Here is a 19,448-nt window from a genome sequence, read left to right as displayed (position 1 = left end):
CCTTGCGCCACGATTACTCCCTTGGCTTCTTGCTGCCGGTCCCGAAGATCGCCTCTAACACCTTGTCGGGGTCCTCGCGATCGATCATCGCGCGGAGGAACTGGCTAATCGCCGCGACGCCTTCGGGATTGATGTCCCGGAGCGCGCTTGTGATGCGATCGGTCTGCAGCCCTGCGAGCTTTGCCACCAAGGCTTCGCCTTTGGGGGTGGCGTAAAGAAGGCGCTGCCGGCGGTCGTTATTGCCGGTCTTCTGGATGATGTAGTCCTCGTCGAGCAACTGCTTGAGCACCCGGCCAAGCGATTGCTTGGTGATCCGCAACACGTCCAGCAGGTCGGCGACCTTGAGGCCGGGATAGCGGTAGACGAAATGCATCACGCGGTGATGGGCGCGGCCGAAGCCGAAGGCCTCGAGCTCATGGTCGGCATCGCCGACGAAGTCGCGGTAGGCGAAGAACAACAATTCAATGATGTCCCAGCGCAATTCGCCGGCCCGCGGGGCAGGGGATGTGCCTGCGTTCCCTTGCGAATCAGGGTCGGCGGGTCCCCTTGAGAAATTTATGTCAGTCATGTTGACATATCTTGGGTTCAATGTTACAAAACTGCCAGCCACGACGAAACTTTAAGTCGTTTCGAACCTGGTGACGTGTCAGGCAGTCGGAAAAAGCCAGCGATGGCGGCAACGGCCGCAAATGGACTACCGTGCGATTGTCGAGCGGTATTTCGGCAAACATACTGGACTTCGGCATCCCGCAAAAGCATGTCGTCACGGACATGGCAGCGCAGGAAACCGGCCGCAAGGCTGGTGGTGGTGAAGTCCAGGCCTGCGAAGTCCAGATCTATTGAGCCAGCCGGCCCGGAGAGGCCGGCCGGCGCCAGAATCGCGCCGATTCCGGCAGCGGAAAGCAAGGGCAGGAAGCAAGGGCATGAGTTTGAAATTCGAAATCCAGCCGGCGGCGAATCCAACCCCTGAGCAGGAGCGCACGGCAAAGCTCGCGGACCCGGGCTTCGGCCGGATTTTCACCGATCACATGGCGATCGTTCGCTACAACCAGGCCAAGGGCTGGCATGACGCGCGCGTCGAAGCCCGCGCCAATTTCTCGCTCGATCCGGCCGCGGCCGTCCTGCACTACGCGCAGGAGATTTTCGAGGGCCTCAAGGCCTACAAGCGCGACAACGGCGTGAACCTGTTCCGCCCCGACGCCAATGCAAGGCGCTTCCGGAATTCGGCGGAACGTATGGCCATGGCGCCGGTGCCCGAGCCTCTGTTCATCGAAGCGGTCGAACAGGTCGTGCGCATCGACAGCGCCTGGATCCCGGGCGGCGAGGGCAGTCTCTATTTGCGGCCCTTCATGATCGCGAACGAGGTCTTCCTCGGCGTCAAGCCATCAGCGGAATACATCTTCGCCGTCATCGCCTCGCCGGTCGGTTCCTATTTCAAGGGCGGACCAGCGCCGGTGTCGATCTGGGTGTCGGAGAACTACACGCGCGCCGCGATCGGCGGCACCGGCGCCGTCAAGTGCGGCGGCAATTATGCGGCGAGCCTGCGCGCGCAGGCCGAGGCGATCGAGCACGGCTGCGATCAGGTGGTTTTCCTCGATGCGGTCGAGCGCCGCTATATCGAGGAACTCGGTGGCATGAACGTCTTCTTCGTGTTCGACGACGGCTCGCTCTCGACGCCGCCGCTCGGCACGATCCTGCCGGGCATCACCCGCGATTCGATCATTGCGCTCGCCAAGGATTCCGGCACGCCTGTGCGCGAGGAGCCCTACACGATCGAGCAGTGGCGCAAGGATGCCGCCAGCGGCAGGCTCAAGGAAGCGTTCGCCTGCGGCACGGCGGCGGTGATTTCGCCGATCGGCAAGGTGTGTTCGGCGAGCGGCAATTTCGAGATCAGCGGCGGTGCTGCGGGTCCTGTTGCGATGGGCCTGCGCAAGCAGCTGGTCGATATCCAGTACGGCCGTGCGGAAGACCCGCATGACTGGATCAAGAAGGTCTTGTGACTGGCGGCGGAATAATTTCGCTGCGCTAGCAATAACGACTTAAGCGCCTTGATGCGTGCGACTTGTCGAGTCGCGCGACGGCTGACGCTTGTCCCATTGAAACGGCTTAATCGAGGAGAGAGACCATGGGAGTTTCATTCGACAAGATCGATGGCGTGATCTGGTACGACGGCAGGCTGGTGCCGTGGGCCGAGGCCAATGTGCATATCCTGACCCACGGGCTGCATTACGCCAGCTGCGTGTTCGAGGGCGAGCGCGCCTATGGCGGCAAGGTCTTCAGGAGCACCGCGCATTCCGAGCGGCTGAAGAACTCGGCCAACATCCTCGATTTCGAGATTCCCTGGTCGGTCGCCGAAATCGATGCAGCAAAGCAGCTTGTGATCGACAGGAACAACTTGCCGAATGCCTATCTCCGCCCGATCGCCTGGCGCGGTTCGGAGATGATGGGCGTCTCGGCGCCGACCAACACCATCCACCTCGCCATCGCCGCCTGGGACTGGCCGAGCTATTTCGATCCGGCCGAGAAGCTGAAGGGCATCCGGATGTGTCTTGCCGAATACCGGCGGCCCGATCCGGCGACGATCCCGGCGATGGCGAAGGCGTCCGGTCTCTACATGATCTGCACCATCAGTAAGCACAAGGCGGAGCGTGCCGGTTATGCGGATGCCATGATGCTGGACTGGCAGGGCCGCGTCGCCGAATGCACCGGCGCCAACCTCTTCTTCATCCAGGACGGCAAGATCCACACGCCGATCGCCGACTGCTTCCTCGCCGGCATCACCCGCGCCACCGCGATCGATCTCGCCGGGCGCAGAGGCATTGAGGTGATCGAACGCCGCATCATGCCGGAGGAACTTTCTGATTTCACCGAGTGCTTCATCACCGGCACGGCGGCGGAGGTGACGCCGGTGTCCGAGATTGCGAACTGGAAGTTCACGCCCGGCAAGATCTCCGAGCAGTTGATGGCGGATTACACCGCAGAAGTGCAGCTGAAGGACAACAAGACTGCGGCGGCGTAAGATGGGCACGCTCTCTCGCTCCCTCGCCCCGCTTTTCGCGGGGAGAGGGGCTCTCTCCACGGGTTCTGAACGGCGTGAGACCTGTACCCCCTCACCCGGATCGCAAGGGCGATCCGACCTCTCCCCGCAAGCGGGGCGAGGTAAGAAAGTCATGCCTCGAAATCTTTTCGCGCATGAACGCACTCGCCGCTTCGTGCGACCAACTCCCCGGATTGCGAATGGAATTCGGTGTGTGAAATGGCGGCAATGACCTCGGCCTTCTCAATGTGCTCCAAATGCGTGGTGGCGGCCGCCGTCGCGGCGGTACTCGCGGTTCTTGGCTCTCCGACGGGGGCCGTCAGGGCGCAGGATCGCTCGCCGGTGATCGACCTCAGTTCCGGCAACGCGGAGATGAACGCCGCGATCGCAAAGGGGCGGGCGACACTGCCGACGTTCTGGGCCTCCTATGAAGCGCCAAAGCCGTCGGAGACCGGTCACTCGCTCAAGGTGCGGTTTCCCAATCCGAGGAACAATGGCGAGCACATCTGGATGGCCGACGTGAAGAAGACCGCGGATGGCCGCTATTCGGGACGGTTCGCCAACGCGCCGCGCGATCTGCCCGGCAAGAAGGCCGGCGAGGTGGCCTTGTTCAAGGAGGCCGACATCTCGGACTGGATGTTCATGCGCAACGGCAAGATCGTCGGTGGCGAGACCATCAGGCCGCTCCTGAAATCATTGCCGAAGGCCGACGCCGACGCGCTTCGCGCGCGGCTGGAAACCCCGTAGGCCGGTAAGGGCAAGGCCGCGGCGCAAGGACCGGTTCGGTCAGGTCGCAATCCTCCGTCAAGCCCGGCCATGACGGGGTCTGGTGTTGGCCGTGCGACACGGTTGCCCGGCCGGGCCTTGGCTGGTACCAACGCGCCCCATGGCTGAAAAACCCAAAAAAACCCAGAAGCTCCGCGCCCGCCTGCCGCGCGGGCTGGAAGATCGTGGCCCGGCGGCGATTGCCGCCACGCGCCAGATGGTCGAGAAAATCCGCGAAGTCTACGAGCGCTACGGCTTCGAGCCGGTTGAAACGCCGGCGATGGAGTTCACCGACGCGCTCGGCAAATTCCTGCCCGACCAGGACCGGCCGAACGAGGGCGTGTTCTCGTTCCAGGACGACGACGAACAGTGGATTTCGCTGCGCTACGATTTGACCGCGCCATTGGCGCGCTACGTGGCGGAGAATTTCGACGCACTGCCGAAGCCGTATCGCAGCTACCGCGCCGGCTACGTCTACCGCAACGAAAAACCCGGCCCCGGCCGCTTCCGCCAGTTCATGCAGTTCGATGCCGATACGGTCGGCAGCGGTTCGCCGGCGGCGGACGCCGAGATGTGCATGATGGCGGCGGACACGATGGAGGCGCTCGGCATTGAGAGCAATCAGTATGTCGTGAAGATAAATAACCGGAAGATTCTCGATGGGGTCTTAGTATCGGTCGATTTGGACGGTGATGACAACGCGCAGAGGCGCTTAGCCGTACTTCGTGCGTTGGATAAATATGATCGACTTGGTTTGGAGGCTGTGGCGGAACTCTTGGGGCCGGGGCGGACCGATGCGAGCGGCGACGTTACAAAGGGAGCCGGGTTGCGCGATTGGCAGATCAAGCCCCTTCTGCGGTTCCTAAGGTTTGGTGATATCTTTTCAGAGATTGAGCAAGGTGTTTTCGAAGAAGAAGATATCGACATCGATACTGCTTTTCCAAATCCGTTTTGTGATCCTCCATCAACTTGGGATACCAATATAGCAGATCATGGGCGCTTGGCTCGGAAGGCGATTGAGTGGAAGGACATCAATCCAACCGGCAGAAGGTATGATTGGAGCTTTAATTTAGACGTACTTTGGCGTGTTGCTCTCATATTTGAGATGAACGAAACGTTGGCCGCTGGTCTAAATGAACTCGCAGAGATGGAGCGAGTTTTCCAGGTCGCAGGTTATGTTGAAACCGTTCCATTCAGCGATGCTGCGTCGGGGGAAGTGGAAAGGATAGAACTTGACGACGTTAGAATTAGCGTCGATCCATCGGTCGTTCGCGGCTTAGAGTATTACACCGGTCCAATACTCGAGGTCGAACTCACCCTCGACACTAAGGACGAAAAGGGCCGTCCGGTTCGCTTCGGCTCGGTCGGCGGCGGCGGTCGCTATGACGGGCTGGTCTCGCGCTTTCGCGGCGAGCCCGTGCCGGCAACGGGTTTCTCCATTGGTGTGTCGCGCCTTCAGGCCGCGCTAGCGATGCTCGGCAAACTCGACACGCGCCCGGAGTTCGGTCCCGTCGTCGTCACCGTGTTCGACAGTGACCGAGTTGGCGACTACCAGAAGATGGTTGCGCAACTCCGCAACGCTCTTGTCGATCCGGAAAAGCCGGATGGACCTCGCATCCGCGCGGAGCTCTATCTTGGCAATCCCAAGAACATGGGCAACCAGCTCAAATATGCCGACCGCCGCAACTCGCCTTGCGTAATCATCCAGGGATCGAATGAAAGGGCGAACGGCAAGATTCAGATCAAGGATCTCATCCTTGGCGCGGGACTTACCGAGATCAAGGACCGCGAAGAGTATTTGAAGAAGCAGGCCGAGGCCCAATACGAGGTCGATCAGGCCAAGCTCGTCGATGCCGTGCGCGAAGTGCTGGCGCGCCATGATGTGACGTGGGGATAGCCATTCATTCCAGCGTCATGCCCGGCCTTGTGCCGGGCGTCCACGTCTTGTTTGATAGAAAAGGTCGTGGATGGCCGGAACAAGTCCGACCATGACGAAAACAAAAAGGGAGAGACCCAATGCCTGAGATTACCGTGAGCATGGCCGCCGGCCGCACCGATGAACAGAAGGCCGGCATGATGCGCGACATCACGCAGGCGCTGGTGAAAAACCTCGGCGTCGACGCCGATGCGGTGGTGATCCAGATCAACGAAGCGCCGCTGGCCCACAAGATGAAGGGCGGCAAGACATTTGTGGAGCGCGCGGCGGCGGCGAAGAAGTAAGGCTGGCTCCCATCTCTCGTCGTCCCTGCGAACGCAGGGACCCATAACCACCGGCGCTAGTCGTTTACGGCAGGCGTCCGGCATCGCTGCCTTGATCGAGGCATCACGCGGTATGGGTCCCGGCGCAAGGCCGGGACGACACCGGTTTCGCGAAAGCAATCCATGGACGCACGCGACTTCATCAAGATCGGCATGAGCGCCGAACGGACGCTGGTTGTGCCGGCCGAGCGCACGGTCGGGCATTTCGTGCCCGGCATGCCGATGGTGTATGCGACGCCGATGATGATCCTGGAAATGGAGATGGCCTCCAGCGACGCCATCCGGCCGTATCTTCAGCCGGGCTGGATCACGGTCGGAACCGAGGTTTATATCCGCCATCTCGGCGCGTCGCTGGTCGGCGCGATCGTGCGCGTCACCGGAACAGTCGTCGCGGTTGAGCGGCGCGTGATCCGCTTCGAGGTCGAGGCCTTCGAGGGCGAGCGCAGAATCGGCGACGGCCGCCACGCCCGCGGCCTCGTCAATGCCGAGACGTTTACGAAGCGGCTTGCAGGGAAGTAGTGGCTCGTTCGGAGCCGTAGGGTGGGCAAAGGCGCGAAGCGCCGTGCCCACCATTCTCTCGGTGTAAAAAAGATGGTGGGCACGCTGCGCTTTGCCCACCCTACGATTCCTTGCACTTCACCTACTTCGCCAGATCCTTCGAACGCTGCGTGGCCGCGGCTACCGCGCGCGTCAGCAGCGGCTGAAGGCCGTTCGGTCCCATCAGCACATCGAGCGCGGCGGCGGTGGTGCCGCCTGGCGAGGTGACGTTCTGGCGCAGCGTGGCGGGAGCCAGTTCCGAACGGTGCAGCAGTTCGCCGGAGCCGGCGACGGTTTCGCGGGCGAGGCGGGCGGCAAGCTCCGCCGGCAGGCCGGCCGCGATGCCGGCGCGCGCCAGTTCTTCGGCGAGCAGGAAGACATAGGCCGGACCGGAGCCGGAGACCGCGGTCACCGCGTCCATCAGGCTTTCCTTGTCGACCCATTCCACCGAGCCTGTGGCGCGCAACAGCGCATCGGCAATCGCGCGCTGCGCGGTACTGACACGCTTGGCGGCGACCGCGACCGTGATGCCGCGGCCGATTGCGGCCGGCGTATTGGGCATGGCGCGAACCACGCTGCCGCCGCAGACCGCTTCGAGCGAGGCGATGGTCGTGCCGGCCATGATCGAGACCACCAGCGTCGACGGGCCGGTGAACGGCTTGAATGTGGCGCCGGTCTCGCGGAACGACTGGGGCTTCACCGCAACCACCAGCGTGTCGACCTCGCCGGTATCTTGCGCGGCCGGATTGAGCCGGATTCCCTGCGCCGCCAGCGCGCCGATCTCGGGCGAAGGATGGGGTTCGATCACCACCACGCGCCTGCCGTCGAGGCCGCCGGCCAGCCAGCCGGTCAGCATCGCGCCGCCCATTTTGCCGGCGCCGGCGAGTGCAATCGTGCCGTGGACGTTTTGAAGGGTGTTGTTGCTCACAATCGTCACCGCAGATTCTGCCGTCGTCCCTGCGAAAGCAGGGACCCATAACCACAGGCGGTTCTAGTGAAGCGGAAGAGAGGCCACAAGCAGTTTGCTTAAGCCCTGAGGTCACGGCGCATGGGTTCCTGCGTTCGCAGGAACGACGCGGAGTATGTGGAGGCGGCGGAGCCTACGCCTCGCCCTCGGTGTCGAACATCGCCGCGCTCATCGCCTCCGGCGCGGTCTTGCCGGCCCAGACAACGAACTGGAATGCGGGGTAATAGCGCTCGCAGGCGTGGATGGCGCCGGCCAGCATGACCCCGCACTGAGCACCGGAGGCGGTCAGCCCGCCCGGCAGCACCAGCGCCTGCCGGTACATGATCATGCCGGTATGGGTCCAGATGTCGAAATGGCCGACCCATAATTGCTCGTTGATCGCGGCGATCAGCCGTTGCACTTCGGGGCGGCGCGCAGCCGGAATCTTCATGTCGAAGGCGGAGGCCAGGTGCAGGGCCTCGATCTCCGCCATCCAGGTGAACGAGAGCTGATAGTCCGTCCAGCTGCCCTTGGAGACGATCGTGACTTCGTCTTCGCCGGAGCGCTCGAACGCCCAGTTGTTTTCGGCGGCAATGTCCTCGACCGCCGCCAACGGGTTGTTCCGGGAATCGATAATGCCTTCGAGGAGGGACATGCCGTCTCGACCTTGTTTTTGAATTCTTCTGATACGCACTCGGAGCACGGCGCTCGTTGAATTGATGCGTCGGCGCCGGTTGCACTCCCCCCGATCGCTGATCCTCCCGGGGTGTCGAAGCTCAACTGATGTGATTTGCGGAATCCACGCAACTCGCCCCTGAGTCCGTCCACAGGCCAAAGCGGCGTCGTCCACAGCAGATCGCAGCTTCAGTTATTAATCAGAGAACAAACCGGAATCGGATTCGAGCGCCGCGGAGTCCGGCGGCCGGTGAAATCAGGCCGGTCCGCCACAATAGTTAATAGATCGTGATGGTTAATAGACCGTTAATTCCGTCGGGATAGCCCCATTTCGCGTCGCCGTCGCCGATACGCCCGCATAAGAAGGGTAGAGGCTGGTTTCCGCCTCCACGCCGACGGCATCCAAGAAAGCAGATCGACAGACGGCTTGAAGAGCCCGCGAACACGCGGCGGCCCTACTTCCCGCGGGCAATCAGCGGACAAGCGTTGACGGCTGTTCCCAGCCATGCGCCCTCGATTTCGACACAGGCGCGGGAAGCGTCGATCTGGAGACCATAGCGCTCCAGCAAACCTTCGCGGATCGGCTTGTCGCGCGTGTGCAATCCCCAAGTGCCGCCCGGCGGCGGATTGTTCAATCCGGCGCGGATGCGGCGGTCGAACCTGCCGTCGGGCATGATCGGCAATGCAATGTCGGCGATCAGATAGAACCGCGACTGCGGTGGCAGCAACGGGGCGACATAGGCTAGCGGCTTGTCGAGAATGAGATAGATCGCAGGCTGCTCGAGCGATTTCGAAATCGCCGGGTTGTACGGATTGGACCAGGGGCGGCGGAACCAGTCCCCCGGTTGCGACCACAGCGCGATGGCGAGGGCAACGGCGACCATCACCGCATTCAGGGGCAGCGCAGATATGCGGAGCGGGGCAGATCCGGGCGCGCCGGCCATGCAGCGTGCAATCAGCAAAACGATCAGCGGCGCGCACAACAGTTCCAGCACGACCGCGTAGCGCTGGATCGAAAACACGGCGAGCCATGCCGCATAGGAGACAGCGAAGAACAGCAGGAACTGGGTGTCGCGGCGGGTGAAGATATCGGTGCGCGTGACGAGTCCGCGGCCGATGCCGAGCACGATCAACACGGTCGCGACCGCGAACCGCGCGTCGCGGAACGGATATTCCGAGCTCCTGTTGTCGCCGACAAGCCAATAGAAGGGATAGGCCAGGGCGTCGAGCAAGCCCCGTGGCAGGAATTGCCAGTCCATGATGTTCATGGGGACCAATTCCGGGGACTGGAACACGGCGTTGAAGAGCGGGAAAATCGGATTACCCATCTCGCGCCAGAGCATCAGCCCCCACGCGCCGCCCGTCGCCAGTGCGCCGATCGCACCGCCGGCACCAAGGCAGAGCGTCGCAAGGATCGGCCGGCTGGCAGCGAGCACGGCGGCGGCGGCGCCGAGCGCATAGACGACATTGGTCAGCTTCAGCCCGACGGACGCGCCGATCAGCAGGCCTGCGAGAACGTAGCGTCCGTGATGCGATCGATCCGCCGACAGGATCAGGACACAGCCGGCCAGTATAGGAAGCGCGGTTAGGATGTCGGCGAAGCTGGTGCCCAGCTCCGAAAGCGTCATCGGTCCGACCGCGGCAATCAGGATCGACGCACCGATCGCGCTCGCCGTCGTCGTTTCGCGCAGCAGCACCCGGATCAGAAAATAGATCAGCAGTAGATTGAGGCCGTGCACCGCGCCCATGATCATCATGCCGTAGGGCAGCGGCAGCCAATGGCGCAGATAATAAACCGGGAAATAGACCGCCGGGTTGAAATAGGTCTGGAAGCCGGCCGGCAGCGCGTCGATGCCATAGCGGTCGTTGAGGACCGCCCAGACATTGTACTCGTGGTAGTTCAGCCAATCCCAGTTGACGTCTTCGCCGATGAACCAGGTGTAGATTGCGCCGGCCAAAAGCGAACCGAGCGCGATGGCCATCGGCACCACGACGCTGGTTTGAAGAAGCGGCATTTGCCAGGCCCGGTTCGCGGGCCTTCCTGCATCCACTCCGGCAGCGTCGGCGGCGTGCGTCACGCGTGTCCCCCGTGTGTCGCCCGTGCGATCTGGAGCTGGGCACAATAGACACCTCTAGGATGCCGGCTTTAAGGATCCGTGAATGTTTCGCCATGCATCGATCCGTTCCCGGATGGTTCGCAAATCGCGCGTTAACGCTCATTCGCTAGCGTCGCACAGCTTCCTCGCAGGATGGGTCCATGACCTCGGAATTCTCTGCCGCTCCCCTCCGCTCGCCGTCGGCTCCGACGACGCGGGAAGGGCTGACGCCGATGCCGTTGCTTCTGATCGGCGTCGTCTTCGCCATTGCCATCGGGCTCAGGCAGGTCGTTCCCCTCAACACCGATGTGAGCTGGCTGCTCGTCATCAGCGAACGCATGCTGGACGGCCAGCGGCTGTTTCGCGACATCATCGAGATCAATCCGCCGATGGCGCCGTTCGCCTATCTGCCAGGCGTGGCGCTGGCGCGGCTTCTCGGCGTCGATCCGCGGCATGTGATCGATGCCCAGCTTCTGCTGCTGGCCGCAGCATCCCTGTTCGCGGTGTCGCGCATCCTGCGTCTGTCGCCGTCACTGTCTGGATTGAACTGGGGTCCGTTGGCGATCTGGGCCGCGGCCGTCGTCACGATCCTGCCGATGCACGTCTTCGCCCAGCGCGAACACATGGCCCTGCTGACATTTCTTCCCGCGTTGGCCGTCTATGCGCTGCGCAGCAACCGCGAGCCGGTGCCGCTATGGGCGATCCTGATCGCCGGCGTGGGTGCCGGCATCACGCTCGCCTTCAAGCCGTTCTTCACGGTGCCGGCGGCATTCTGCATCCTGTTCGCCGCCATCCGCTCGCGCTCCTGGCTCATGCTGTTTGCGCCGGAGAACATCATCACGGGCGTGCTGGTGATAACAGTCAGTGTCAGCACCTACCTCTTTTACCCCGAATATTTCACGGTCACCTATCCGTTGGTTCGCGACACCTATTTGTCGTGGTCGATGCCCGCCTCGGTCATCTTCCTGAACGACGCCACGCTGGTGTTCGCGATCGCGATGGTTTCGGTGCTGCTGGCGCGGCAGAACCGAACGTCCGATCCGCTGTTGCTGGTCACGATGCTGGCCGCCGCCGGATTTGCCATCTCGTTCTTCCTGCAGCGGCGCGGCTGGGCCTATCACTCCTATCCGATGGTCGCGGTGGCGTTGCTGGCGATGGGCTACGCGCTGACAGGAACCGCGGGATCGCGTTCGCGCCGCAGTGAAGCCCTTTCGGCGGTGGTGCTGGCGGTGGCCTTCATCGTCGGCATGCAGTGGTTCTATGCCGGCGTCTATGTCGGCCCGGTCAGGCAGGCGGTCGAGGGTCTCAAACAGCATCCCCGGATACTGGTGCTGAGCGGCGAGGCCGCCATCGGTCACCCGCTGGTGCGGGATGTCAACGGCGTCTGGGTTTCCCGCCAGGAGAATCTCTGGATCCGCGAGTTTGTGCGGCTGACGCGCGAGAGGACCGTTGTCGATGCCGCGACCGATGCCAAGCTGAACGACTATCTCGCGTTGGAGCGCAAATGGCTGATCGAGGATTTCAAGAAGCTCCCGCCCGACCTCGTCCTGGTCGACAATCTGCGCAACAAGTGGGGCGCCTGGGCGCGTGCCGACGCCGAAATATCGCAGCTGCTCAAGCCGTACACGTTGGTGCGTTCGGTCGAGGGGATCGACATCCTGCGCCGGAGCGACTAGCCGCTTCGGCTATTTCTGCGAGACGCCGATGATGAACGTGTAAGGCACGCGCGAATAGTCATCGCGAATGGCGAGGTTCACTTTTCCGAATGCGCGCCGAAGCACCTGGTCGTAGCCGTCCCGATTTCGGACGAATTCGCCACGGTCATTGTCGAGCAGCCATTTGGCGATGCGCGACTGGCCTTCGCGGTAGCAGCCGTCAAGGGTGAACAGAACGCCGTCGCTCTTGAGGACGTCGCGGATGTCGGCGAGCGTGACCTGCAGGCCGTCATCCGCAAGGTGATGCAGCACGCCGTTCATCATGACGACGTCGGCGCCGGCGAATTCGCGGGCGGCCGTCGCATCGAAATGGCGGCAATGAAAGGTGCCGAGATGGCCGAATGTGCGCTGCGCATAGGCGATATAGGCCTCGTCGATGTCGAAGCCGGTATATTCGATGCCATCAGGCAGATGGCGCAGGATATGGCCGGGCCCGCATCCGATATCGATCACCCGCATTCCCGGCCGCAGCGTCAGGTAATCGGCGATCGCCTTGATACGGGCGCCGAAGAATCCACCGGCATTCTGGTAGGCCTGATAGAGCGCGGGATGGCTCAGGATTGCTTTCATCAGGAGGCCTCGTCGTAGGCGTGGCTGCGCACCTTCGGTCCCGACTGGGCCAGCAGGGTTTTGAACGCTGTCGTTTCCATGTCGCCTTCAGCGTCGGCCGCGCTGTGCGGCAGCCGTCCGCGCCGGTGGATGTGCGAGATCACGAACAGCGGACGGTTCTTCGACTGGATGTAGATGCGGCCGATATATTCCCCGATCAGCCCCAGCACGAGAAGCTGGACCGAGGAGATCATCACCACCAACAGCGTCAGACTGGTCCATCCGGGAACGGTGCCCGACAGGATCCAGCTGATCACCGCGCCGATGCCGACGAAGGTGAGGACGGCGGTCAGGAGCGCGCCGACATAGGTCGCGATCCGCAGCGGCACCATCGAGAAGCTGATCAGCGCGTCGCCCGCAAAGCTGATCATCTTCGCCAGCGGATATTTGGTCGAGCCGGCGTAACGCGGATTGCGGTCATATTCATAGGCGACCTGCTTGTAGCCGAGCCATGCCACCATGCCGCGGATGAAGCGGTCATGCTCCGGCATCTGCACAAGCTGGTCGGAAATGCGCCGGCTCATCAGCCGGAAATCGCCGGTGTCCACCGGGATCTGGACCCGCGTGATCCGGGCGAGCAGGCGATAGAAGGCTTCGGCCGACTTCTTCTTGAAGCGGGTTTCACCGGCGCGGCTGCGCCGCAGGCCGTAAACGACGTCGGCGCTTTCCTGCGCCATCATCTCGTACATCGGCGTCAGCAGTTCCGGCGGATCCTGCAGGTCGGCGTCGATGACGAGCACCAGGTCACCGCGCACTGTCGACAGCCCCGCGGTCAGCGCCAGTTGATGTCCGTGGTTGCGGGACAGCCGTACGGCTACGACATTGCGGTCTTCCGCCGAGAGCTGGTTGATCAGCTTCCAGGTGTCGTCGGTCGAGCCGTCATCGATCAGGATCAGCTCGAACCGCTGGCCGCACAGCGCACGCGCCGCGGCCGTCATCCGGTGATGGAATTCGCGCAGGCCTTCCTCTTCGTTGTAGCAGGGTACAACGATGGACAGAAACATCTTGCCAGGGCGTGGCGTCCCGTCCTGAATTTCCATGAGTTTGGCAGCCTGTCCGGCAATGAAATTGGTTCGACTCGCAGTCTGCGATAATCGATGAAGCCCGGTTAATTGTTCATCAATTTTTAGACCGGCCGGGATACGATTCGTCGAAGCCGGCTGCGGCTAACTTAATCAAATGTTTAGGCGCTATCTAAACGTTGCGTCACGATGGAATACCGGTCCTCTCGCAGCTGCTCGGAAGGCCGGCGGCATTTACGGAACCTGGATATCTGACATGGACAAGGCCGAGTTCGATCGCTTTGCCGACGCCTATTACGATCAGCATCGTGAGAACGTTGCGGTCACCGGCGAGGGCCCGGAATATTTCGCCGAATACAAGATCAGGCAGCTCCGGCAGATCGTCGAGCGCGAGCAGATCGGCGTGTCGCGGATCTGCGACTTCGGTTCGGGCATCGGCAATTCAATTCCGTTCTTCCGGAAATACTTTCCGGATGCGGCGCTGACATCATCAGACGTGTCGGAACGCAGCCTCACGCTGGGCAAACAGCGTTACCCCGGCGACGGCAACTATGTTCTGATCGAGGACAGCCGCATCCCCTGCGAAGCCGGCGCGTTCGATGTCGCATTCTCGGCCTGCGTGTTTCATCACATCCCCCACGAGGAGCATGTGAAATGGCTGAAGGAACTGCACCGGATCACGCGTGCGGGTGGCCTGATCGCGATCTTCGAGCACAATCCGTTGAACCCGCTGACGGTTCATGCGGTGAATACGTGTCCGTTCGACGAGAACGCTAAATTGATCTTTGCGCGCAGTCTGGCGACGCGGTTGCGTGCCGCGGGATGGGCATCGCCCCGCATTCAATACAATCTGTTTTTCCCGCGCGGCCTCGCGCGACTACGTCCGCTCGAAGCCAGCCTCGGCTGGCTTCCGTTCGGCGCGCAATATGTGGCCTTCGCGCGCAGGACGTAGGGCGTAGATATTACTCCGGCTTGAGGCCGCCCGCGCGCACCACCTTGCCCCACTTCTCGGTTTCGTCTGCGATCAGTCTGCCGAAATCGGCCGCCGGGCCCGGCATCGGGTCGCCGCCGATGGCGGCAAGCTTTGCCTTCATGCCGGGATCGGCGATCGCCGCATTGATTTCCTTGTTGAGCTTGTCGACGATCTCGGCCGGCGTGTTTTTTGGCGCGGCGAAGCCGTACCACTGGCTCGCTTCATAACCCGACACGGTATCCGCCACCGTCGGCACCTCGGGCAGATCCGGCATGCGCGTTGCCGTGGTCACCGCGAGCGCGCGCAGCTTGCCGGTCTTGACGTAATCGACGGTGCCGGGCGCAGCCGCGAACAGGATCTGCACCTGGCCGCCGAGCAAATCCGATAGCGCCGGCCCCTGGCCGCGATAGGGGACGTGGACCATGTCGACACCCGCCATCATCTTGAACAGCTCGCCCGCCATGTGCGGCGCGCTGCCGCTGCCGGCCGAGGCCATGTTGACCTTTCCGGGATTGGCCTTTGCGTAGGCGATGAATTCGGCCAGCGTTTGTGCAGGCACGGAGGGGTGGACCAGCACCACCATCGGCACGCGGATGACGCCAGCGACGGGTGCGATATCGCGGACGAAATTGAAGTTGAGTTTCTCGTAGAGCGAAGCGTTGACCGCGTTCGGGACGGTTGCCAGCAGCAGTGTGTAGCCGTCGGGAGCGGCGTTCACCACCGCTTCGGTGCCGATGTTGCCACCGGCGCCGGTGCGGTTCTCGACCACGAAGGGCTGGCCGAGATGGTCGGCCAGCCATTGGCCGATCAGGCGCGCGGTGATGTCGACGCCGCCGCCGGCGGCGAAACCGGCGACGATTTTCGTCGGCCGTGTCGGATAATCGAGCGCGGAGGCGGGTCGCGGCAAAACGGGAGCAGCGATCGTGGCGGCGACGAATTTCAGAAATTGCCGGCGAAGAAGTTTCATGAAGCGAAGGCTTTCGCAGTTTGCCGGTGCTGCGGCCCTTGGGAGCCCTCGGCATATCTCAAGAAGGTCTGGACGATAAATCACTGCTGTCTGAAAGTCTCAGGTTTTTCAATGGAGCATGTTGAGACGTTCCCACGGCGCTGGAGTGAAGACAGTTCGCCCGAGCTCCAGCCACTTGAAAGATACGCCGATGACTGTGCTCGAGGCTTTTTCCACAGCTACCAGACCGATTGCCTGGCGCCGAACCACCGTGTTCCTGGCGCGCACGCGCCGTCTTATCAACCGCTTGATTGCTGCCGAGATCGCGCGCCGCGAGCGTCACGCGGCGCTGGTCGTGCTGCGCCGCTTCAATGACCGGGAATTGAGGGACTTTGGGCTTTACCGCTCGCAGATCGACTTCGGTCTCGACGAGGCCGCGCAGGAGAGATCGCGGATGCAGGTCGGCTTTCGTGCTGCCGGTCAGCCGGAGAGAACGGACATCGAATAGCGCGCAGCTGCCCTGTTCCGGGGGCATGGGGACATGCCGAAACCCCATGCCAAAGGTGCTTGCTGACGCCCCGGTGTTTGGCCATATTCCTTGGCAGGTCGTCCATTCCGGGCGGCCGATGTTCTCAGGGCGGGGTGAAAATCCCCACCGGCGGTAAGGGTGACGTAGCCCGAGCCCGCGAGCGCCTTCTTCTCTCCCGAGAAGAAGGGTCAGCAGATTCGGTGTGATTCCGAAGCCGACGGTTACAGTCCGGATGAAAGAGAACGGTTTGCGGCGGCCTTCGCGCGTTTGCGCGTGGGCTGACGTCGTTCCGTATGCCCTGATTCTGGTCCTGAAAGAGGAAAGCCATGAATCAGATGTTGCAAGAGCCTGAAGTCCAATCCCAAGCCCAAACTGTCGAAGCGGGTGGCGTTCATGACGTCCCGGAGCGTCCGCCGGCGCCCGTGCATCCGCGTTTTGTCAAGCCGCAGCGCATCGCTTTCGTGCAGTCGTCCTGGCATCGTGACGTGGTCGAGGAATGCCGCATCGCCTTCCTTGAGGAGATCGAGGCGCGTCATATCACGCGTGCGCAGGTCGATCTGTTCGAGGTGCCGGGTTCGTTCGAGATACCCCTGCATGCGCAGTTGCTTGCCAAGACGCGGCGCTACACCGCGATCGTGGCCGCCGGCCTCGTGGTCGATGGCGGCATCTACCGCCACGAATTCGTCGCCGACACCGTGATCAAGGCGCTGATGGACGTACAGCTCAAAACCGAGGTACCGATATTCTCGGCAGTGCTGACGCCGCAGCAATTCCACGACAGCGCCGTACACCACGACTTCTTCCGCAAGCACTTTGTCATCAAGGGCATCGAGGTCGCGGAGGCCTGCGCCAACACGCTGCACAGTCTGGAAAGACTGCGCGGACAGGTGGCCGCGGGGATCGTGTAAGATCGTCACGATTTCCAGCGAAAGCGCGTCAAACACCAAGTCGCGGTCCAGCCTGGCTGGGCCGCGGGTCAAGTCACGATCGGCTGATTGTCAATTCCCCCGCCGCGTCTATAAACTCGGCGGTGGGAGGAGGCACGCCCGTGGAGACGGGCGGCCGAGACGATCATGTTCGAAGGACACGATCCCTATCTCGTCGCGCTCTCGGTGGTGATCGCGATCCTGGGAGGATACACCGGCTTCGGCCTCGCCGCGCGCATCCGCGGGACGCCGGATGCCAGTCATCGCCTGCTGCTGGCGGGCGCCGCCTTCTTTCTCGCCATCGGCATCTGGACCATGCACTTCGTCGGCATGCTGGCGGCGCCATTGCCGGCGGGCGCCGTCTATCTGGTGCTGCCGACCATCGTGTCGTTCCTGATCTGCGCGCTGGTCGTGGGTATTTCCCTGTTCTTCGTCAGCGTCGGCGAGCCGTCCATGCTGCGCGTGGTGTCCTCGGCGGTGCTGCTCGGGGTCGGTATCGCCAGCATGCACTATGTCGGCATGCATGGATTGTCAGGCAATTTCGCCATGACACATGACGGCGCCATGGTCCTCCTGTCGGTCCTGATTGCGATCGCCACGGCCTATGGCGGCCTGCGTGCATTTCTGGCGCGGCAGGGCGGCGTGCAGCTGGCACTGAGTGCGGTCGCCTACGGTTTCGCGGTGGCCGGCATGCACTATACCGCGATGGCCGGCATGCATCTGGTTCCGCCGGCGCAAGGCTCGCATCAGCACGTCGACGGGCTGGCTGCGTCGCCGCAAATCCTGTCGCTGGTCGTAGCCTTGCTCTGCTTCGTGATTGCGGCCGGCTTCCTGCTGTCGCTGGTGCCGGATCCGCGCAAGAAGGCCGCAGCGACGACGGATGTGGTCGCCGCCATTCCCGGGGCAGTCGCCTTCGTCGCAGATATCCCGCCGGCGGACTCCGGCGCTGCCACGACCAGCCCGCGGCTCCGGCCGACGCCGCTCGGCGGCATCGGACAGCCGCCCCGCGCCCCACCGGCACCACGATTGCCGGTCGAAGGCGCCGACGGCACCCATTTCATCGACAGCGCCGACGTCCGGAGCGTCCGGGCCGACGCTCACTATACAAAGGTGCATGACGGAACCCGGGAGCGGATGTGCCCGTGGTCGATATCGGAAGCCGAAGCCCAGCTCGACCCCGGACTGTTCGTCCGGGTGCACCGCAGCCACATCGTGGCGATGGCGCACGTCACGCTCGTCCGCAAGGAAGGCGACGGCGCGATCGTGGAACTCGACGGCCCGTCGCCGCACCGGGTCCCCGTTAGCCGCGCCAAGATCGCCGAAGTCAAAGCCCGGCTTGGTCTCGCACGGCGCCACGCTTGACCGCATCGCGCCACCAGATCGCCAATAGGTAGACAAGGCTGACGCATTTCGTGCGCGGTTATCCGCATTTCGTGCGCTTTTTCCGACCTTGTGCCCGCGTGATTGCGTTTTAGAATCACTCCAACCAGCCTCCCACCAACGTCCACGCGCCAAAGAGAAGCGCCCCAAGGACGAATGGAGGAGACCCATGATCCCTTGCCCATTCAGCTATCATCGGCCGGCGACGGTGGCCGACGCGGTCAAACTGCTCTCGACCCTGGGCGACGAGGCCCGCCCGCTGGCCGGCGGCCACAGCCTGGTGCCGATGATGAAGCTCAGGCTCGCGAGCCCTGAGCATCTGGTCGACCTGCATGGTGTCGCCGGTCTCAAGGGCATCCACTGCGACGGCAACACCATCGTGATCGGCGCGATGACCACCCAGCACGAATTGCTGGCGTCCGACGAGATCGGCATGTCTTTGCCTATTCTGGACGAAACCGCACTTCTGATCGCCGATCCCCAGGTCCGCTACCGCGGCACCATCGGCGGCAACGTCGCCAATGGCGATCCCGGCAACGACATGCCGGCGCTGATGATGACCCTGGGCGCGAGCTATCGGCTCGAAGGCGCGTCCGGCGCACGCGAGGTCGCTGCCAGCGAGTTCTACCAGGGCGCCTATTTCACCGCGCTGGAGCCCGGCGAACTCCTGACGTCGATCTCCATCCCCGTACCCGCCGCCGGTCACGGCTATGCCTACGAGAAACTCAAGCGCAAGGTCGGCGATTACGCCACCGCGGCCGCTGCGGTCGTGCTGACGATGGCGGGCGGCAAGGTTGCCACCTGCAAGATCGGCCTGACCAATCTCTCGGAAACGCCGCTGCTGGCCGAGGACGCCGCGAAAGCGGTGATCGGCACCAGCCTCGATCCGGCCTCGCTGAAAAAGGCTGCCACTGCGGCGGAAGCGATCATGTCGCCGGCCGCGGATGCCCGCGGCCCCGTCGAATACCGCAAACATGTCGGCGGCATCATGGTGATGCGCGCGCTGCAGCGCGCCGCCGGCCGCGCAAGATAG

20 protein-coding genes and 1 riboswitch are annotated in these 19,448 nt (G+C 63.0%); of the genes, 13 read left to right on the top strand and 7 right to left on the bottom strand.

The window, feature by feature from the left end; translation table 11 throughout:
- Positions 1-13 precede the first annotated feature (13 nt).
- A complete protein-coding gene (locus ACPPVP_RS37395; protein ID WP_426528545.1) occupies positions 14-568 on the bottom strand; it encodes a MarR family winged helix-turn-helix transcriptional regulator in 555 nt (184 codons plus the stop codon).
- A gap of 137 nt (positions 569-705) precedes the next feature.
- On the opposite strand from ACPPVP_RS37395, the gene ACPPVP_RS37390 reads away from it, so the two are divergent.
- The 7 genes from ACPPVP_RS37390 (at position 706) to ACPPVP_RS37360 (ending at position 6,580) form a co-directional block, all read left to right on the top strand.
- Entirely contained in the window at positions 706-843 is a 138-nt protein-coding gene (locus tag ACPPVP_RS37390) for a hypothetical protein (RefSeq protein WP_426528544.1), read from the top strand.
- An 80-nt stretch (positions 844-923) separates the two neighbouring features.
- Entirely contained in the window at positions 924-2,000 is a 1,077-nt protein-coding gene (locus ACPPVP_RS37385) for a branched-chain amino acid aminotransferase (protein ID WP_426528543.1), read from the top strand.
- A 125-nt stretch (positions 2,001-2,125) separates the two neighbouring features.
- Entirely contained in the window at positions 2,126-3,019 is an 894-nt protein-coding gene (locus ACPPVP_RS37380; RefSeq protein ID WP_426528542.1) for a branched-chain amino acid aminotransferase, read from the top strand.
- 246 nt (positions 3,020-3,265) lie between these two features.
- On the top strand, positions 3,266-3,784 hold the full coding sequence (locus ACPPVP_RS37375; RefSeq protein WP_426538265.1) for a YegJ family protein: 519 nt from the start codon (positions 3,266-3,268) through the stop codon (positions 3,782-3,784).
- 139 nt (positions 3,785-3,923) lie between these two features.
- Positions 3,924-5,699 carry a histidine--tRNA ligase gene (locus ACPPVP_RS37370; protein WP_426528541.1) on the top strand — a complete coding sequence of 592 codons (1,776 nt, stop codon included), beginning with the start codon at positions 3,924-3,926 and terminating at the stop codon, positions 5,697-5,699.
- 119 nt (positions 5,700-5,818) lie between these two features.
- Positions 5,819-6,022 carry a tautomerase family protein gene (locus ACPPVP_RS37365; RefSeq protein ID WP_025590867.1) on the top strand — a complete coding sequence of 68 codons (204 nt, stop codon included), beginning with the start codon at positions 5,819-5,821 and terminating at the stop codon, positions 6,020-6,022.
- A 162-nt stretch (positions 6,023-6,184) separates the two neighbouring features.
- Positions 6,185-6,580: a thioesterase family protein gene (locus tag ACPPVP_RS37360; RefSeq protein WP_426528540.1), complete on the top strand. Its 396-nt coding sequence runs from the start codon at positions 6,185-6,187 to the stop codon at positions 6,578-6,580.
- A gap of 121 nt (positions 6,581-6,701) precedes the next feature.
- On the opposite strand, the gene proC is transcribed toward ACPPVP_RS37360, so the two are convergent.
- From proC to ACPPVP_RS37345, 3 genes are all read right to left on the bottom strand, one after another.
- Positions 6,702-7,526, bottom strand: coding sequence for a pyrroline-5-carboxylate reductase (gene proC / locus ACPPVP_RS37355; RefSeq protein WP_426528539.1), 825 nt, complete (start codon positions 7,524-7,526; stop codon positions 6,702-6,704).
- 172 nt (positions 7,527-7,698) lie between these two features.
- Positions 7,699-8,199, bottom strand: coding sequence for a YbjN domain-containing protein (locus ACPPVP_RS37350; RefSeq protein WP_426528538.1), 501 nt, complete (start codon positions 8,197-8,199; stop codon positions 7,699-7,701).
- A 475-nt stretch (positions 8,200-8,674) separates the two neighbouring features.
- Entirely contained in the window at positions 8,675-10,234 is a 1,560-nt protein-coding gene (locus ACPPVP_RS37345; RefSeq protein WP_426528537.1) for a glycosyltransferase family 87 protein, read from the bottom strand.
- Positions 10,235-10,476: 242 nt separating this feature from the next.
- Here ACPPVP_RS37345 and ACPPVP_RS37340 point away from each other — a divergent pair, with 242 nt between their 5' ends.
- Complete coding sequence (locus ACPPVP_RS37340; protein ID WP_426528536.1) at positions 10,477-11,991, top strand: hypothetical protein; 1,515 nt, start codon at positions 10,477-10,479, stop codon at positions 11,989-11,991.
- 9 nt (positions 11,992-12,000) lie between these two features.
- On the opposite strand, the gene ACPPVP_RS37335 is transcribed toward ACPPVP_RS37340, so the two are convergent.
- Both ACPPVP_RS37335 and ACPPVP_RS37330 read right to left on the bottom strand, forming a co-directional pair.
- Entirely contained in the window at positions 12,001-12,600 is a 600-nt protein-coding gene (locus ACPPVP_RS37335; protein WP_426528535.1) for a class I SAM-dependent methyltransferase, read from the bottom strand.
- Entirely contained in the window at positions 12,600-13,643 is a 1,044-nt protein-coding gene (locus ACPPVP_RS37330) for a glycosyltransferase family 2 protein (protein ID WP_426538263.1), read from the bottom strand. The genes ACPPVP_RS37335 and ACPPVP_RS37330 overlap by 1 nt, the downstream gene beginning before the upstream one ends.
- A gap of 274 nt (positions 13,644-13,917) precedes the next feature.
- On the opposite strand from ACPPVP_RS37330, the gene ACPPVP_RS37325 reads away from it, so the two are divergent.
- The gene (locus tag ACPPVP_RS37325; RefSeq protein WP_426528534.1) at positions 13,918-14,613 is read left to right on the top strand and encodes a class I SAM-dependent methyltransferase; all 696 of its coding nucleotides are present in this window, start codon (positions 13,918-13,920) and stop codon (positions 14,611-14,613) included.
- Between the two features lie 10 nt (positions 14,614-14,623).
- On the opposite strand, the gene ACPPVP_RS37320 is transcribed toward ACPPVP_RS37325, so the two are convergent.
- A complete protein-coding gene (locus ACPPVP_RS37320; RefSeq protein ID WP_426528533.1) occupies positions 14,624-15,601 on the bottom strand; it encodes a Bug family tripartite tricarboxylate transporter substrate binding protein in 978 nt (325 codons plus the stop codon).
- Positions 15,602-15,791: 190 nt separating this feature from the next.
- Here ACPPVP_RS37320 and ACPPVP_RS37315 point away from each other — a divergent pair, with 190 nt between their 5' ends.
- The 4 genes from ACPPVP_RS37315 (at position 15,792) to ACPPVP_RS37300 (ending at position 19,448) form a co-directional block, all read left to right on the top strand.
- Positions 15,792-16,088 (top strand): hypothetical protein, encoded by a 297-nt coding sequence (locus ACPPVP_RS37315; RefSeq protein ID WP_426528532.1) that lies wholly within the window; start codon positions 15,792-15,794, stop codon positions 16,086-16,088.
- Between the two features lie 116 nt (positions 16,089-16,204).
- Positions 16,205-16,357, top strand: a riboswitch (FMN riboswitch).
- A gap of 78 nt (positions 16,358-16,435) precedes the next feature.
- Complete coding sequence (locus ACPPVP_RS37310) at positions 16,436-17,017, top strand: 6,7-dimethyl-8-ribityllumazine synthase (RefSeq protein ID WP_426528531.1); 582 nt, start codon at positions 16,436-16,438, stop codon at positions 17,015-17,017.
- A 165-nt stretch (positions 17,018-17,182) separates the two neighbouring features.
- Positions 17,183-18,397 (top strand): MHYT domain-containing protein, encoded by a 1,215-nt coding sequence (locus ACPPVP_RS37305; protein ID WP_426528530.1) that lies wholly within the window; start codon positions 17,183-17,185, stop codon positions 18,395-18,397.
- Between the two features lie 187 nt (positions 18,398-18,584).
- On the top strand, positions 18,585-19,448 hold the full coding sequence (locus ACPPVP_RS37300; protein WP_426528529.1) for an FAD binding domain-containing protein: 864 nt from the start codon (positions 18,585-18,587) through the stop codon (positions 19,446-19,448).

Origin of the sequence: Bradyrhizobium sp. McL0615 (genome assembly GCF_049993905.1) — a bacterium.
In the GTDB taxonomy this organism is placed as follows: domain Bacteria; phylum Pseudomonadota; class Alphaproteobacteria; order Rhizobiales; family Xanthobacteraceae; genus Bradyrhizobium.
This window is presented reverse-complemented; position numbering and strand designations above follow the sequence as displayed.

Excerpts from the sequence above, each read along its gene's own strand:
- ACPPVP_RS37395 (WP_426528545.1), bottom strand. The coding sequence starts at position 568 with ATGACTGACATAAATTTCTCAAGGGGACCCGCCGACCCTGATTCGCAA.
- ACPPVP_RS37385 (WP_426528543.1), top strand. The coding sequence starts at position 924 with ATGAGTTTGAAATTCGAAATCCAGCCGGCGGCGAATCCAACCCCTGAG.
- ACPPVP_RS37380 (WP_426528542.1), top strand. The coding sequence starts at position 2,126 with ATGGGAGTTTCATTCGACAAGATCGATGGCGTGATCTGGTACGACGGC.
- ACPPVP_RS37375 (WP_426538265.1), top strand. The coding sequence starts at position 3,266 with ATGACCTCGGCCTTCTCAATGTGCTCCAAATGCGTGGTGGCGGCCGCC.
- ACPPVP_RS37370 (WP_426528541.1), top strand. The coding sequence starts at position 3,924 with ATGGCTGAAAAACCCAAAAAAACCCAGAAGCTCCGCGCCCGCCTGCCG.
- ACPPVP_RS37365 (WP_025590867.1), top strand. The coding sequence starts at position 5,819 with ATGCCTGAGATTACCGTGAGCATGGCCGCCGGCCGCACCGATGAACAG.
- ACPPVP_RS37360 (WP_426528540.1), top strand. The coding sequence starts at position 6,185 with ATGGACGCACGCGACTTCATCAAGATCGGCATGAGCGCCGAACGGACG.
- ACPPVP_RS37350 (WP_426528538.1), bottom strand. The coding sequence starts at position 8,199 with ATGTCCCTCCTCGAAGGCATTATCGATTCCCGGAACAACCCGTTGGCG.
- ACPPVP_RS37345 (WP_426528537.1), bottom strand. The coding sequence starts at position 10,234 with ATGCCGCTTCTTCAAACCAGCGTCGTGGTGCCGATGGCCATCGCGCTC.
- ACPPVP_RS37340 (WP_426528536.1), top strand. The coding sequence starts at position 10,477 with ATGACCTCGGAATTCTCTGCCGCTCCCCTCCGCTCGCCGTCGGCTCCG.
- ACPPVP_RS37335 (WP_426528535.1), bottom strand. The coding sequence starts at position 12,600 with ATGAAAGCAATCCTGAGCCATCCCGCGCTCTATCAGGCCTACCAGAAT.
- ACPPVP_RS37330 (WP_426538263.1), bottom strand. The coding sequence starts at position 13,643 with ATGTTTCTGTCCATCGTTGTACCCTGCTACAACGAAGAGGAAGGCCTG.
- ACPPVP_RS37325 (WP_426528534.1), top strand. The coding sequence starts at position 13,918 with ATGGACAAGGCCGAGTTCGATCGCTTTGCCGACGCCTATTACGATCAG.
- ACPPVP_RS37320 (WP_426528533.1), bottom strand. The coding sequence starts at position 15,601 with ATGAAACTTCTTCGCCGGCAATTTCTGAAATTCGTCGCCGCCACGATC.
- ACPPVP_RS37315 (WP_426528532.1), top strand. The coding sequence starts at position 15,792 with ATGACTGTGCTCGAGGCTTTTTCCACAGCTACCAGACCGATTGCCTGG.
- ACPPVP_RS37310 (WP_426528531.1), top strand. The coding sequence starts at position 16,436 with ATGAATCAGATGTTGCAAGAGCCTGAAGTCCAATCCCAAGCCCAAACT.
- ACPPVP_RS37305 (WP_426528530.1), top strand. The coding sequence starts at position 17,183 with ATGTTCGAAGGACACGATCCCTATCTCGTCGCGCTCTCGGTGGTGATC.
- ACPPVP_RS37300 (WP_426528529.1), top strand. The coding sequence starts at position 18,585 with ATGATCCCTTGCCCATTCAGCTATCATCGGCCGGCGACGGTGGCCGAC.